Source organism: Cupriavidus sp. DF5525, from assembly GCF_040149425.2.
In the GTDB taxonomy this organism is placed as follows: domain Bacteria; phylum Pseudomonadota; class Gammaproteobacteria; order Burkholderiales; family Burkholderiaceae; genus Cupriavidus; species Cupriavidus pickettii_A.
The window spans coordinates 2133440-2149149 of the sequence record NZ_CP168265.1; the positions used below are offsets into that span (position 1 = coordinate 2133440).

General features: G+C 67.1%; 9 protein-coding genes and 1 pseudogene. 8 read left to right on the forward strand and 2 right to left on the reverse strand.

What is annotated here, in order from left to right:
* Positions 1 to 7 precede the first annotated feature (7 nt).
* Complete coding sequence (locus ABNX08_RS10060) at positions 8 to 3028, forward strand: CHAT domain-containing protein (RefSeq protein WP_022535081.1); 3021 nt, start codon at positions 8 to 10, stop codon at positions 3026 to 3028.
* A complete protein-coding gene (locus ABNX08_RS10065; protein WP_041681052.1) occupies positions 3028 to 3603 on the forward strand; it encodes a hypothetical protein in 576 nt (191 codons plus the stop codon). The genes ABNX08_RS10060 and ABNX08_RS10065 overlap by 1 nt, the downstream gene beginning before the upstream one ends.
* Positions 3604 to 3627: 24 nt before the next feature.
* Here the strand turns inward: ABNX08_RS10065 and ABNX08_RS10070 are convergent, their stop codons facing one another.
* On the reverse strand, positions 3628 to 4422 hold the full coding sequence (locus tag ABNX08_RS10070) for a hypothetical protein (protein WP_349607237.1): 795 nt from the start codon (positions 4420 to 4422) through the stop codon (positions 3628 to 3630).
* An 89-nt stretch (positions 4423 to 4511) separates the two neighbouring features.
* Between ABNX08_RS10070 and ABNX08_RS10075 the strand changes: the two genes are divergently transcribed.
* Positions 4512 to 8978, forward strand: coding sequence for a TIR domain-containing protein (locus ABNX08_RS10075; protein ID WP_349607236.1), 4467 nt, complete (start codon positions 4512 to 4514; stop codon positions 8976 to 8978).
* A 21-nt stretch (positions 8979 to 8999) separates the two neighbouring features.
* Here the strand turns inward: ABNX08_RS10075 and ABNX08_RS10080 are convergent, their stop codons facing one another.
* Positions 9000 to 9998 (reverse strand): tripartite tricarboxylate transporter substrate binding protein, encoded by a 999-nt coding sequence (locus ABNX08_RS10080; protein ID WP_022535085.1) that lies wholly within the window; start codon positions 9996 to 9998, stop codon positions 9000 to 9002.
* 218 nt (positions 9999 to 10216) lie between these two features.
* Between ABNX08_RS10080 and ABNX08_RS10085 the strand changes: the two genes are divergently transcribed.
* The 5 genes and pseudogenes from ABNX08_RS10085 (at position 10217) to ABNX08_RS10105 (ending at position 15709) form a co-directional block, all read left to right on the forward strand.
* Positions 10217 to 11023, forward strand: coding sequence for an IclR family transcriptional regulator (locus tag ABNX08_RS10085; RefSeq protein ID WP_022535086.1), 807 nt, complete (start codon positions 10217 to 10219; stop codon positions 11021 to 11023).
* A gap of 127 nt (positions 11024 to 11150) precedes the next feature.
* Positions 11151 to 12737 (forward strand): annotated as a pseudogene (locus ABNX08_RS10090) (acetate--CoA ligase family protein); the annotation flags it as partial.
* A gap of 127 nt (positions 12738 to 12864) precedes the next feature.
* Complete coding sequence (locus ABNX08_RS10095; RefSeq protein WP_374063674.1) at positions 12865 to 13245, forward strand: acetate--CoA ligase family protein; 381 nt, start codon at positions 12865 to 12867, stop codon at positions 13243 to 13245.
* Between the two features lie 93 nt (positions 13246 to 13338).
* Positions 13339 to 14340 (forward strand): tripartite tricarboxylate transporter substrate binding protein, encoded by a 1002-nt coding sequence (locus tag ABNX08_RS10100; RefSeq protein ID WP_022535088.1) that lies wholly within the window; start codon positions 13339 to 13341, stop codon positions 14338 to 14340.
* Positions 14341 to 14398: 58 nt separating this feature from the next.
* A complete protein-coding gene (locus ABNX08_RS10105; protein ID WP_349607234.1) occupies positions 14399 to 15709 on the forward strand; it encodes a DUF1254 domain-containing protein in 1311 nt (436 codons plus the stop codon).
* The last annotated feature ends 1 nt before the right edge of the window (position 15710 follow it).

A 15710-nucleotide genomic window follows, 5' to 3' on the forward strand; every position in this document is an offset into this window, starting at 1 on the left:
CCCTTCCATGAAGCCACAAGATGGCGGCACGCGGGCCGTCCCGGCCCAGCTCGCCAACTCAGGCGATACCGGGCCAAAGCCCGACGGCGGGTTGACACGGGGCGCGACGCTCGGACAGAAACGCGCCGCCGGCGCGGCGGCCACCAGCGTGTCCGCCTTGCGTGTCGACGTTGTCAACGGCAACCTGAAATTCTTCGATGCCCCCGTGCTGGTGGGCCACTATCGCGGTAGCGCGCTGATGGGTACCGAGGCCGTCATGGACTGGCTGATCGGCAATGCCATGTCGACCTCGATGCGGCTGGGGCGCTATCCGCAGGAACTGAAGACGCAGCAGGTCTTCGTCAATACCAGCGCGGACAGGATCAACCCCCTGCGCGACGTGCCGCGTCCCAAGGGCATTGTCGTAGCCGGTCTCGGCGACGAGGGGCATCTGCGCGCCAGCGGGCTGGCCGAGACGGTGCGGCTCGGCGTCATCGCCTGGGCACAGCATCTGACTGAAGCCGCGCGCCCTCCGGGCGAGTCGGTGCCCTGGCCGGCTTCATTCTCGCTCGCCGCGACGCTGGTTGGCAGCGGCGGCACCGGGATGTCGCCCGGCCAGGCTGCGCGCTCGGTGGCCGAAGGAGTGCGTGAGGCCAACCGCCTGCTGGCTTCCGCGGGCTGGCCTGTGGTGGAGTGCCTGAGCCTGGTCGAGCTGTACCTGGACCGGGCCGCGGAGGCGTGGCGGGCACTGCAGCTGCTGGTCCAGGCCTGTCCGGGGCGCTTTGTCATCAAGCCCTTTATCCGCAGTAGCCCAGGTGCGCTGCTGCGGCCGCTGGATTCCAGCTATCGGGGCGCGGACTTCGACCTGATCACGGCGACCACGCAGGTCGACGTCCGAGGCGCTTCCTCCATCATCTATACGCTTGATACCCGGCGTGCACGTACCGAAGTGCGTGCCGTGGCGGCGCAGGGCCGCCTCCTGCGCGAACTGGTAAGCGTGGCGTCGTCGAATACCTGCAACGACGACAGTGTCGGACGTACGCTGTTCAAGTTGCTGGTTCCGGTCGAAGTGCGGCCGTTTCTTGCCGGCGCCAGCGAAATGCAGATCGAGCTGGACCCCGGAACCGCCGGTATTCCGTGGGAGATGCTCGACAGCGGGCGGGATGCCGACGCCGGCGAGAACGCCGACTACAAGCCGTGGGCGATCCGCGCCAAGCTGTTGCGCAAGCTGCGCACGCAAGAGTTCCGCCGGCAGGTGGAAGACGCCGGGCGGCGCGCGCCGATCCTCGTGATCGGTGATCCGTGCACGGACGACAAGCGCTATCCGCTGCTGCCCGGCGCGAGGCGAGAGGCGCGTGCGGTGTCGGCGCTCTTGTCAAGGCGGCTCGGCGCCGACCGTCAGGTAAAACTCCTTGCGGCGGCCAACGACATCGACCGCGGGCCAGACAGTCGACAGGTCGTGGCGACGCTACTCGACGGCGACTGGGGCATCGTTCACATTGCAGGCCACGGCCAGGCGGCCAGCGACGAGGCGGCGGCAGCGGACAACGGGGCAGGGCGGGCAGGTGGCGTCGTCCTTTCCAACGGGACTTTCCTCGGGCCAGAGGAACTCGCGAGGATGCAGCGCGTGCCCGAACTGGTGTTCATCAACTGCTGCCATCTGGCGAAGACGGATACGGCAAACCTGCTGGGCACCTGCCCGACGCCATCCTTTCATCGGCCGGATTTCGCCGCCAGCGTGGCCGAAGCCCTCATCAAGCTCGGCGTGCGCTGCGTGGTGGCCGCAGGTTGGGCCGTCGATGATGCGGCGGCCGAGATATTTGCCACCGCGTTCTATCGCGCCCTGCTGGACGGCCAGCGCTTCCTCGATGCGGTCGCGATTGCCAGGGAGGCGGCGTACAAGTTGCCCAGCAATACCTGGGCAGCCTATCAGTGCTACGGCGACCCGGACTGGTGCCTCCCGGGCTGGATGGACGTAGGCCCGGGCGGCGCCCGGGCGGCCAGCGAGGCACCAGAGGAAGAGAAGCAGCGCTTCGCAGCAGCCTATGCCGGCATTGCGTCGCCGCAGGGACTGCTCCTTGCCCTCGAGATGATCCAGATGGAATTGCGCGTGAGCGGGGCCAATGTGGAGCAGTCCGCCAGGCGCCTGCGCTATCTGCACGATACCTTTGGCGACCCGGAGCGCAACTGGGCACGCATGGGCGCAGTGGCCGAAGCGTTTGCAACGGCCTGGCGGGAGGCCGGCTTGCTCGAGGAAGCCGCCGCCTGGTATCAGGCCGCCTTTAAGGCGGCGGACGGTAAGGCGACCCTGCAGTCCGCCGAGCAGCTGGCGAACGTGCAGGTGCGGCTGGCATGGCAGCGCCTGCGCGCCGTCGCTGCCACTGCCGGCGCAGACGTCGCCGCGCTGCAATCTGCCGTCGACGCTTCCAGGGAACTGCTCCTTGCAACCATGGGGCAGCTGGCACAGCTGCTCGCGCTGCACCGGTCGATGGAGCGGCTCGCGCTGTGCGGCTCGGCCAGCAAGCGGCTGGCGATGGTCGAGCGCCTGGCCGGCCGCCGCGATGCCGAAATTGCTGCCATTGGTGAAACCGTGCGGTGGTACCGGGAAGCCGAGGCGGCCGCCATGGCGCACGGCGCTCGCAACGCCTACTACCCGGCCATTAATCGCTGCGCGGCGGAGCTTGTCGCGCACTGGACAGCGGGAACGGAGGGTGATTACGCGGGCGACTGGGAAGGGTTGGCGACGGCATCGCCGGAGCGGAACCATGCCGAGCCGGACTTCTGGAGCCGGTCGGCCTTGAGCGAGTTGTGGGTTTACCAGTGCGCCGCGCGGCGCACCCTGTCAGATGACTTGTCGTCGATCCTCGCGGACCTGGGCAAGCTGCACAGGAGCCTGCCGGCCATCAACAACTGGCGTACCGTGCGCGACCAGGCCGACTTCGTCCTGCCGGTCTACCAGCGGCATGCCGACGCGGCAGAGCGGGCCGCAGCCGAATCGCTGTTGCAATGCCTGGAGCGCTGGGCGGACCCCGCCCCGGCGGGCCATTGATGAGCGCCGTGCCTCCCGCCTTGCCTGCCGTGGTGGCCCTGGCGGGCCGACGCATCGATGCCGCGGGTGCGCAGCCGGCGCGTTTTCCACCAGCAAACGTGGAGCGCGTCGCGGAGCGCATCGCCGCCGGCTTCCGGCTGGTGGGGGCGGCCGCGCTGGTGTGCTCGGCGGCCTGCGGCGCGGACCTCATTGCGCTCGACGTGGCGGCAAAGCAGGGGCTGCGCCGCCGCATCGTGCTGCCGTTCGAGGCAAGCCGCTTTGTCGAGACCTCGGTGCGCGACCGTCAGGGCGATTGGAGCGCGGCTTTCTGGCGGCATGTCGGTGCCGCGGAGCGGGAGGGCGATCTGGTCGTGCTGCAGCCTTCCGGCGAAGACGACCAGGATTACCGGATGGCCAACACCAGGATCCTGGTCGAGGCTCAGGCGCTCGCACGAGCGTTCGCCCCGGCAAAGCCATCGCTGCACGCGTTCGCTGTCTGGGATGGACAGCCACGCCCCGGCGCGGACGCGACCATGGCATTCGTGGAGCTGGCCACGCTGTCGCACTTCCACATCGTGACCATTCCTTCGCTATAGGAGCAGGGCGGCAACTTGCGCTTGCTAGAGATCGGGGAGCTGGCTGATGAACGACTTGCTATGCTGCGCGACGCGGTTGCCAAGCTCTGGCTCCAGCGCGTCGAGGATGCCGACATTGATCTCGGCCCTGGAGTCGTAATGCGTGAACTCCACATCATTGCTGCTCGCCTTGAAGAAGAGCACCTGCGTGACCGCCGAGCCTGCCTTCAGCGCGAAGGCCATCATGGATACGACGAAGCGTCCGTCGGCGGCCTCCTCCGCCAGCGCCACCTGGAAGCTGGACACGCTGGAAGCACTTGTCTCGCGGCTGAAGATGGTGATCCACGGCTTGCTCTTGTCCATGCTGGCCAACCCGTCGAGAGTGGTCTGGACCAGCGCGAGCGCGCCGGGGGCGCCCGGGCCGAGCAGCAGCGCCGCCACGGACATGACGGCCTTGTGCGTCTCGAACCTGTCGCTGCCCTCGACATAGCGGGTGGCCGTCGTGCTTTCGATCAGCCAGCCGATATTGGCCAGCACCCGCACGTACTCCTTGTACCAGGCTTCGACGTTGTCCGGATCGCCTGCGGTGCGCCTTGCAACCAGTTGCGCCAACAGCAGCGAGTTTGCCACCGCAGTGCGGCGCTCGGCCGGCACTCCCCTGGAAAAGGTCAGGACGCCAGAACCTATCACGACGGCCTGGTCCTTGTTTTCATCGAACTGCGGCGTGTCGCCGTCCAGCAGCATCGGATCGCGCGAGTGATCCACCGGGGGAAGTTCCGCGTCAAGCAAGAACGTCTTGGCGCTGTCGATCGTGACGTCTGGCATGGGGATCTCCGGCAAGTTGAGAGGTTCGTTCATTCTAGGTCGGCAGCAGGGATTCGCCACCATTGGCGACCTCGTGGCAAGAAGCCTGGTATTGGGAGCAGGAAATGACCTCAATATTCATTAGCCACAGCAGCGCCGACAACATGGCGGCGGCTGATATGAAAGCGTGGCTGGAAGCGCAGGGCCACGCTTCGCTGTTCCTGGATTTCGACCCGGAGGCCGGAATCAAGGGCGGCGCCGGATGGGAGCAGACGCTTTATCAGAACCTGCGCCAGTCGCAGGCGGTGATCGCGTTACTGACTCCGAACTGGCTGGCCTCCAAATGGTGTTTTGCCGAGCTGGTACAGGCACGGGAGCGCGGCAAAGCGATTTTCCCGGTCAAGGTGCAAGCCTGCGATGCAAGCGGCATCTTCAGCGATATCCAGCACATCGATCTGACGGCCCAGCCGGAGGAAGGCTATAAGCGACTCAGGATCGGCCTCCTGGAAAGGGGGCTCGATCCGTTGGATGTTTTCGACTGGGACCCCAGACGGCCACCTTATCCGGGGCTCCTGGCATTCGAGGAACAGGACGCGGCCATCTTCTTTGGGCGTGGCGAGGACATTCTCAAGACGCTCGAAACCCTGGATGCGCTACGCCGTCAGGGCAGCGAGGCAGCGCGATTCGTGCTCTTGCTCGGCGCATCGGGCAGCGGAAAGTCGTCGCTGGCAAGGGCGGGCGTCATCCCCCGGCTCAGGAAGAAGCCTGCCGAATGGCTTGCAACCCCGCCTTTCCGGCCCCAGGTCGAACCGCTCGACGAGTTGGCCGTAGCGCTGGCCGCGAGCTTCGATGCCCAGGGGACGCCGCGCGACTGGAGAACGATTCGAACCGAGCTGCACACGGCGGCGGCACAAATTCCCCCGGATGGCCAGGCACTGCTCGGCTTTGCCCGGGATCTGGCGATTGCCGCCAAACGTCAGGAAGCGACGGTATTGCTGACCATCGACCAGGCCGAAGAGCTGTTTGGCTACACGCCAGCGGAGGCAGCCACGCGTTTTCTCCGGCTCCTACGTGCCGGGCTGGAGATCGGCGACCGGCGGCTGATGGCAATCGCCACGCTGCGCTCGGACTTTCTCGGCGATTTCCAGAACCACCCGGCGCTGCAGGACAACGACTATCCACATCATTTCCGCTATCGGGCCGTTCCCATTGACCCAATGCCGCTGCGAAGCTTCCCGGAGATCATCCGGGGGCCAGCCCGGTTAGCCGGATTGCAACTTGCCGATGGCCTGGTAGAGGCCATGGTGAGTGATACCGGTACCCGCGATGCGCTGCCCCTGCTGGCCTTCACGCTGAGGAGACTCTACGAGCGCAGCGGCGGCAGCGGCCGCCTGGCGCTGGACGAATATGAACGTCTCGGCCGCTTGGAAGGGGCGGTCCGGGAAGAGGCAGAACGAATCATCGCAGAGACAAAGCCCGCCCCGGACGAACTTGACGCGCTACACGCCGCCTTTGTGCCAACGATGGTGCGGATCAATGCCGAGGGCGCCTATTCGCGCCGGCGTGCCCTGGTCGACGATCTGCCACGCCGCGTCCTGGCGCTGCTGCGGCGATTCATAGACGCGCGTCTCCTGGTCACCGACCGTGATTCCCAGGGCCGGGAGACCAGCGAAGTTGCGCACGAGGCGCTGTTGCGTACCTGGCCCCAGCTGAGCAACTGGCTGATGGAGGATCGGGACAAGCTGCGTACGCTGGAAAGCCTGCAACGTGCCGCGGAAGAGTGGGACCAGGGAGGGCGACGTGGCGATCTCCTGGTCCACCGCGAGGGCCGCCTGAGCGATGCCGAGGCGCTGCTGACGAACTCGCGTTTCACCATGCCGGAAGCGTCCGTGGAACGGGCTTACCTCAACGCCTGTAGCGCGGCGCAACGTGCCCGTGACGCGGCCGAGAAGGAGGAGCAGGAACGGCGGATCAGGGACGCCGAGCGGATCGCGGCGGAGCAAACGAAGGCGGCGGAGGCGCAGAGGCGAGCAGCAAGGATTTCCCGCATGTTTACCTTCGTTGCTTTGGGCTTGCTTTCAGTCGCGACTGTCGCCGCTGTGGTGGCGACATGGCAATACCGTGAGGCGACAGCCGCCAACAAGAGGGTAGGCGAAGTGCAACAGCTCGCCCGGCATACCAGCGATATCGGAACGAACCCGCAGCGTAGCCTGCTCCTGAGCGTGCAGGCCGCCTCCCTGAGCAAGGATAGCCCGGACGGAACATTGCTTGCCATCGATGGCCTCCGACACCAACTACGGGCGACCGGCGGCCGCCCGTTGGGAGGGCACGGAAAGTCGTCCCGCGTTGCCGCCTTTTCGCTCGACCGGCACTGGCTCGCCACCGGGAGCGACGACGGCGCCATTCGACTTTGGGATCTCAATACTGTCGATCCGACGAGCCGCTCATTCCTGCTCGACGGACATAAGGGCGCCGTTCACGGCCTGGCATTCAGCCCCGACGGCCGATGGCTGGTCAGCGGAGCTGCCGATGGCTCGGTTCGACTCTGGCGTTTGACGGCGGAAGGGGCAAAAGCTGGTCCGATATTTGGCGGCGGCCAGTATGGTGCCATTCACGCTGTGGCGATCAGCCCGAACGGTGAGTGGCTGGTGATCGGCACACAGAGCGGCAATATCTGCATCTGGAAGATGTCCGTCGAAGGGCCGCTGGAAACACCCTGCGACGCCTGGAAGGATGAAGTTCCCGTCATGAATGTTGTGTTCAGTCCCAAGGGACGCTGGCTCGCGACCAGCTGCACGGGTGGGTGCAAAGCGTTCGGGGCCCCGGTTCGCCTGTGGGACCTGTCGGCTGGCTTTCCCGATCAGGAACCCAGGCGCCTTTCCCATGCAACGGAACTACATGAGGACTCCCTCCTGGCCATTGCCTTCAACGGCGACGAGACACGCCTGGCGGTTGCCTATGGCTATGCCGTGGAGGTTTGGGATCTGACACAGGAGAACCCGCCGCAGGTTGTCGTGGGGCGGTATGGTGGCAGTGGCGGGTGGATCGGCACTGTGGGCCTAAGCCCTGACAACAGGTGGCTGGCGATCGGCAGCGGCAGTGGGGCGGCCGTCATGCTGTGGGACCTGACGGGAACGCGCAAGGAGCCGGTTGCCCTGAAGGGGCATAGTGCCGCAGTCAATTCCGTCGTATTCAGCGATGATGGGCGGTGGCTTGCGACGGGCGGACAGGACGCAACGGCGCGCCTGTGGGATCTGGCTGACTTGACGATACCCTCCACGATCCTGCGCGGCCAGGAACTGCCCGTGAAGCATGTCATGTTTAGCCCTGGCGCAGAGCCGCGCCACCTTGTCACCCTAGGGGAAGATGCAAGTGCACGGCTATGGAGTATCCCCGATGCCATTGCGGACCCGCTCGTGCTGCGGGGCAAGGTCAAACCTTCCATCGTCGGGATGGCTGTCAGTCCGGACGGCAACTGGATCGCAGCTTCGAGTCAGGAGGACAAGAAACTCGTGCTCTGGTCCACCAGGGATCCTCGTCAACCGGCCCGTGAACTGCCCTTGCCCGGTGCCTCGCACGCCATCGCATTCAGCCCGGATGGGCGCTGGCTGGCGGCCAAAAGCCAGGATCAGGGGGTGATCAGCCTCTGGCGCCTGACGGAGCTCTCCAGGAAGCCGCTGGTTCTCGTTGAGCAACAGTGGGGAGACGTGAGGACGCTGGTGTTCAGCCCAGACAGCCGGTGGCTGGTGAGCGGGACGTGGCAAGGTGGTATCGTGAATATCTGGGACGTCTCCACCGATAGTCCTTCCCTGGAGCCACGCCATCGTTGCAGCCAGGGCGAGCCGGTGCGGGAGCCAGCGTTCAGCGCGGACGGGCGCTATCTGGCAACGGCCGCCCACGGTACCAACGCGCGTATATGGGACCTGGCCTCTCCCAATCCCTGCGCGAGCCCGCGTCTGCTCCCGCATGGAGACGTTGTGTACCAGGTCGTGTTCAGCCCCGACTCGCGATGGGCTGCAACGGCAAGTATGGATACCAAGGGGCGGCTTTGGGATCTCAGCGCCGGTCCCGAACCCAAATTGGTATCGGTACTGACGTTTTCGGATCGCGTTCTGGAAGCAACCTTTAGCCCCGATGGCCATTGGGTAGCCTTTGGCTCCTGGGACAGGACGCTCAAGCTGCTCGACCTGACAAAATCCGGAACATCGAAGCCGATTGAACTCACCGGGCACGCAGGGAGAATCTTGTCGGCGTCATTTAGTCCGGACAGCAAGTGGTTGGCCGCGGGCGGCGAAGATCGAACGACCCGTCTCTGGGATCCAACGAATCCGAGTGCGGCGCCCGTCGTGCTGCGAGGGCATGAAGCGACTGTGGCCCATATTGGCTTCACGAAGGACAGTCGCTGGGTCATTACGGGTGCTTACGACGGGACAGTAAGACTGTGGCGGCTGACATTACCTGACCTCGTGGGTATCGCCTGCCAGACCGCAGGGCGAGACCTCACCCCCGAGGAGGCCGAGGCGTTCCTGGGAGAGCGTGCCAGGAGGTCCTGTACCGATCGCCAGGCAATGCAGCCGTTGAGTGCGAAGTAGCGGTCCGGAGCCTTGCCGTTCTCAGTCCAGCGTCACCCCGGTATCGGCGGTCAGCTTCATCACCACCGGCAGGTACGCCTTGTAGCCGCTTTCGGCTTCGGCAGGCAGATTGCCGATGGGCTCGGCGCCCATGTCCTCGATGCGCTGCGAGAACTCCGGGCTTTTCACCAGCGCGCTGACCTCGCGGCCCAGGCGGTCGATGATGGGCTGGGGCGTCCTGGCCGGGGCCATCAGGGTGATCGGTCCGGTAAGGCGGTAAGCCTCGTCGGGATAGCCGGCCTCGGCAAAGGTGGGCACGTTGGGCAGCGCCCTGGCGCGATGCGAGCCGGCAACCGCCAGGGGCCTTAGCCGGCCGCCGGCGAAGTGCTGCTGCAGGGCGGTGACCGAACCCACCGTGACATTAATCTGGCCGGCCAGCAGGTCGGTCACCATCGGGCCCTCGCCACGGTAGGGCACGTGGAGAATGTCCACCCCATACGTCTTGGCCATGTAGGTCTGGATGGTGTGCGGCTGGGTGCCGGGTCCCCAGGAACCCATGCGCAGCTTCCCGGGTTCCTTTTTCGCATAGGCGATCAAGTCACTCACGGTCCTGACCGGCACGGCGGTGTTGACCGCCAGCACGGTGCGCGCGGTGGCCACGTCGGAAATCGGGCGCAGGTCGGTGCGCGGGTCGTAGGGCAGTTTCTTGTACAGGGCCAGGTTGGCGGTGATCGGGCCAGGGATGGTCAGCAGCAGCGTGTAGCCGTCGGGCGGCGACTTGGCCGCCTGGTCGGTGCCGATGATGCCGCCCGCGCCGCCCTTGTTCTCCACCACCAGGGTCTGGCCCAGGCGCTTGCCCAGGCCGTCTGCCAGCGCGCGCGCCAGGGTGTCGGTCAGGCCACCGGCCGGGTAGGCCACGATCAGGCGCACCGGCTTGCTCGGGTAGCTGCCCTGGGCCCGTGCGCCAAGCGGCAGCACGCACAGGGCCGCCGCCGTGAACAGGACGGCACGCCGCCCGCCTGACAGGCTGCGGATTTTCATGTTCTGTCTCCTGGAAAAAGGTGGAATCAGCCCGGGATGGTCCATGACCCCGTTCAGGTTTCCCGCTCCGGTTTCGAATCTCTGTTCGATGCCACAGAACATAGGGGTGGCCCGCAAGGCAGGTCAAGGCGATGGCCTATATTTCCAATATGTGGAAATTGATTCCGCTTTTTGACACAGGATGGACAGCTGTCCAGACTGGATAAACGGGAGACGCCATGAACATTCCAGTCGAACAATTCATCGCCGAGCGCCGCCGCGAGGACCCGTCCTTCGGCGGCCTGCTGGCCAAGGGCTTTGCCTTGCTGCGCTGCTTCATCGATGAGCCGCGTCCCCAGGGCAACGGCGAGCTGGCGCAGCGCCTGCAGCTGCCGCGCGCCACGGTGTCGCGCATCTGCCGCACGCTGTTCGAGCTGGGCTACCTGGACTGGGACCCCAAGCTCGACAAGTACTTCGTCAGCGCCCAGGTGCTCGCACTGGGCTATCCCTACCTGACCGGGCTGCAGGTGCGACACGTGGCCCGGCCGCTGATGCAGGCCCTGGCCGACCGCATCGAGGGCGCTGTGTCGATGGGGGTGGCGCACCGGCTTGACGTGACCTATCTGCAGTCCTGCACCCACAACGAGGGCACGCCGGCGCGGCCCGGAACCGGTGCCGTGCGCTCGGTGCTCAGCACGGCCATGGGCCGGGCCTACCTGTGCACTTTGTCGAAGGCCCAGTTTGAAAGCCTGATGGCGGCCGCCCGCGAGGAGCGGCCCGAGGAATATGCAGCGTTCTACGACACGCTCTGCCATAACGTGGCGCATTACCCCAAGCGCGGCTTCGCGCTCAACGAGGGCGACGCAGGTATCGGCGTGCACGGCGTGGGTGTCTATTCGCGCATCCACTACCTGAATCGCCCGCTGCTGTTCAATTGCGCGCTGTCCGGCTCCCAGGTGAAGCGCGGAATGATGGAAAAGAAGGTGGCGCCGCTGCTGATGGAGATGGTCCGCTCCATCGAGGCCGCCACCGGCCTGCGGCAATAGCGGGCGCAGGCCACCCCTGCAACGGACAGGACCCGGAGACTTCCACATGGTTGACCTGAATTCCCTGCTGTACCCGCGTTCGATCGCGGTGGTCGGTGCTTCCACCCAGCCGGACAAAGTGGGCGGCATGCCCATCCGGCTGCTGCGCGAACTCGGCTACGAGGGGCGCCTCTATCCGGTCAACCCGTCCGCTGGCGAAGTACAGGGCCTGCGCGCCTACGGTTCGCTGTCAGACATCGGCGAACCCGTGGATCTGGCTATCGTGGCGGTACCGGCCAGCGCCAGCCAGGACGTGATGGCGCAGCTGGCCGGCAACGGCACGCGGGCAGCGGTGGTCTTCACCTCGGGCTTCGCCGAGGCGGGGGAGGCGGGCGTGCGCATGCAGGACATGCTGGCCCGGAGCGCGCACGAGGCCGGCGTGACGCTGCTTGGGCCCAACTGCCTGGGCGCGATGAACCTGCGCGAGCGCATGTTCGCCACGTTCTCGCCGATCCCGCTCAGCGGCGTGCCGCCGGTCGGCGAAGTGGGCCTGGTCAGCCAGAGCGGCGCCTTCGGGGCCTATGCATACGCCCTGGCGCGCGAAGCGGGCCTGGGCCTGAGCCACTGGGTCACCACCGGCAACGAGGCCGGGCTGCAGGTGGCCGACGTGATCGCATGGCTGGCCAATGACCCGAACACGCGCGTGATCCTCGCCTACATCGAAGGCTGCCGCGACGGCGCGCGCCTGCGCCAGGCGCTGGACGCCGCGCGTGCGGCCGGCAAGCCGGTCGTGATCACCAAGGTCGGGACCACGGCCGCCGGGGCGCGCTCGGCGCAGTCGCACACGGCCAGCCTGACCGGGGAAGATGCGGTGTACCAGGCGGTGTTCGACGCCTACGGCGTGCACCGGGCCCATACGCTGGAGGCGTTCTTTCGGCTGGGCTATGTGTTGTCCAGAGGGCGGCGGCCCGCGCTCTGGCATTGTCCGGACGGCCTCGATGCCAGTGCCGTCACACCGCTCGCGGTCGTCACTGTCTCCGGTGGCGTGGGCATCATGATGGCTGATCGCGCCGAAGAACTGGGTCTGCCGCTGCCGCCCATGCCGGAAGCGGAAGCCGAGGCATTACAAACGGCCATCCCGTTCGCCAGCACCGCCAACCCGATCGACGTGACGGGGCAGGTGGTGGCCCAGCCGCGCGTCTTCATGGACGCTATCGCGGGCGTGGCGCGAAGCGGCGCCTACGGCTGCGTTGCCGCATTCCTGGCCGGGGGCGCCAATGCCCCGCGGCTCTGGCCGGAGCTGCAGCAGACCGTGGCCACGCTGAGCGAAGATCCGAAGGCTGCGCCGCTACTGCTGGCAGGCATCGTCGATGACGATAAACGCGCATGGCTGGAGGTCCGCGGTTGCCTGGTGTTCCGGGAGCCAGCCCATGCGGTGGAAGCCACAGCCACGCTGGCGCGCGCAGCGGCCATGGAAGGCGCCAGCGGAGCCAAGACGCCACAGCTGCCGCCATCTTTCCTGAACGCAGACCTGTTGCGCGATCTCCCGCCTGGTGCCACGGCGCTTTCCGAACATGAGGCCATGCGGCTGCTCGCGGACGTCGAGGTGCCAGTGGCCCCGCACGGACTGGCCCAGGACGCGAATGAGGCGGTGCGAATCGCCGAACGCCTTGGCTATCCCGTGGCGGTCAAGCTGTGCTCGCGCGAGATCCTGCACAAGAGCGATGTGGGCGGCGTGGCCCTCAACCTGGCTGACGCGCAGGCGGTGCGAGACGCTTTTGCCCGGATGGAAGGGGCCGTGGCACGTGCGCGCGCGGAAAACGGCGCCCCCGGTGCCTTTCGAAGGCGTTCTGGTGGCCCGCATGGTGCGCGGCTGGGGCGAGGTGATGGTGGGCGTGCGCCGCGACCCGGTGTTCGGGCTGGTGGCACTGGTGGGCATCGGCGGCACGGCCGTCGAGATCTTCCGCCAGACCGCCTGCGGGCTGGCGCCGCTGACGCGTGAACGGGCCCGCGCCATGCTGGCCGAAAGCCGGGTCGCCGCGCTATGCCAAGGGCATCGTGGAAATCCGGCGTTGGACCTGGACGCCGCCGCGCAGGTGCTGGCCAGCGTGTCGCAGCTGGCCGCGAACCTGGGACCGCGGCTGGACACGCTTGAAATCAATCCCTTCATCGTCACCACGCAGGGGCTGGTGGCCGCCGACGCGGTCGTCACGCTCCGCCCGGCCGGTATCAGCGCCCCGTAGTTACGCAGTGCTGCGCGGTGGACAGGATGCCTGCACAGACGGGCACCGCCACCGCGGCAAGACGCAGTACACCAATCAAGACAGGAGACAAGCATGCAATTGCAGACGCACTTGCCGGCGCGGCGCATGGCGCTGCGTGGACTGGGCGCGCTCGCCGTGACGGCGCTGTGCGCGGTCCCGCCGGCCGCGCACGCCGGTCCGTATCCCGACAATCCGATTCGCCTGGTCGTACCGTTCCCGCCGGGCGGCGGCACCGACGTGGTCGGCAGGCTGCTGGCCGCCGGCCTGTCGAAGGAACTGGGGACGACCGTTGTGGTGGACAACGTGGCTGGTGCCACCGGCACCATTGGTTCAGCCCAGGTCGCGCGCGCCGCGCCGGACGGCTACACCCTGGTGCTGGGGATTTCCGCCACGCATGCGATTGCGCCGGCGATCTTCCCGAAGCTGCCTTATGTCCCGTTGCGCGACTTCGTGCCCGTCAGCCGCCTCTTCTATGGCGGCAATGTGCTTGTCGCCGGTCCTGCCTTCGCCGGCCGCGACCTGCCAGCGCTGATTGCTGCGGCGAAGCGTCCCGGCGCGGATCTGACCTACGGCTCCTGGGGCAACGGCTCGGGCGGGCACCTGGCCGGGGAGAGTCTCAACGTGTCCAGCGGCGTCCACCTGCGTCACATTCCGTACAAGGGCGTCAGCCCGATGCTGACCGACGTGATGGGCGGCACGCTGCCGGTGGCCATGTCCGACCTGGCCGGCACGCTGCCGCTGATCCGCGGCGGAAAGGTGAGGGCGCTGGCCGTCAGCGGCTCCGAGCGCTCACCCGCATTGCCCGACGTGCCGACGTTCAAGGAAGCCGGCGTGGCGTTCGGCGTGGACAGCTGGTTCGCCCTGTTCGCGCCCGCGCGGACGCCGCCTGACATCGTCGACAAGCTCGAGCGCGCCACGGTCGCCGCCATGCGCGACCCTGCCATCAAGGCGCAGGCCGATGCGCTCGGCATGCGCTATGCCCCCCAGCCGCGCGGCGCCTTCGCCGCGCAAATGCGCGCCGACGTGGCCGCCTGGGCCGCGCTGGTCAAGTCGAGCGGAGCGGCGCAGGAATGAACCGCTACGCCTGCCAGCTTTCCCTGACTTCGCTGCCTTCCCATTCCCGGAGCCCTGCATGAACCATCCCGCGCCAGAATTTTTCGCTGCCCCCGTCTACAGCTCCAGCCAGGAAGCGCTGGTAGCCGCCGCCGCGGTGCCGCTCGTGATCTACGGCTATCCGCTGCTCGAAACACTGCGCACCTGCCGCTTGCAGACCGCCGTCAGCGAAGCCACGGGCTATGGCCGGGCGCCGGTCAATACGCTGTCGGCGAGCGAGCGCCAATGGACGCATGAAGATCGCGACATCGTCACGCCCGCCAACGACCTGCTCTATTTCTGCGGCTGGGTGAACCTGGCGGACGGGCCGGTCACCCTGCGCGTGCCACCGCTGCCGCAGCGTGACCGGTACTACGTGGTGGAATTGCTCGACGCGCACACGAACAACTTCGAAAACCTGGGGCCGCGCAATGTGCCGGCCGAAGGCGGCACAGTGACACTGGTCGGTCCCGGCCAGACGGCCGCCGGCACCCACGTGGTGACCTGTCCGACCTCGCTGGTCTGGCTGCTGGGCCGAGTGCTGGTGCAGGGCCCGGATGACCTGGGCGCGGTCCATGCCTTCGAGCGTGGCTTTGCGCTCGACGCGCCGGGCAGGGCGCTGCCGCGCTGCGTCAGTGCCTGGCACGAGACCGGCAACGACGGCCTGGACTTCTTCCAGAACCTGTTCAACGCGCTGCGCGAATTCCCGCCCGCCGAACGGGAACTGGGCGCCTTCACGCTGCTGCGCAAGGCGGGTTTGAAACCGGAAGACGAGGTGGAGGTCGCATCCCTGCGCCCGGATATCCGCGCCGGCCTGGAAAATGCCTATCGCCAGGCCATGCAGCTGATCGAGGCGCATACGCGCAGCCAGGGCCGCAAAAGCTGGGGCTACAGCCTGAAGCTGGGCGTCTATGGCGACGACTGGCTGCAGCGCGCCTGCACCGCGATGAAGGGCCTCGGCGCGCTGCGTGCCGACGAGGCCATCTATGCGATGGCGGACTTCGATGCCGACGGCGAGCCGCTGAACGGCGCGCACGCGTACGAGCTGCGCTTCCCTCCCGGCATGCTGCCGCCCGCGCAGGCCTTCTGGTCGGTCTCCCTGTACGGCGAAGACCGCTTCTTCAGCGCCAACGAGATCGGCCGCTATGCGGTGGGCGATCGCACGCCTGGCCTGAGCATGGAGCCCGATGGTGGCCTGGTCATTCCCATTTCCCACCGGCGGCCGGCCCAGCCCGAGAACTGGCTGCCGGCACCCGCGGGCCCGTTCTACCTGATCCTGCGCCTGTACCACCCCGCGCCTACCTTCATCGAGGGGCAGTACCGCATCCCGGCCGTGCGCCGCGTTTCCTGAG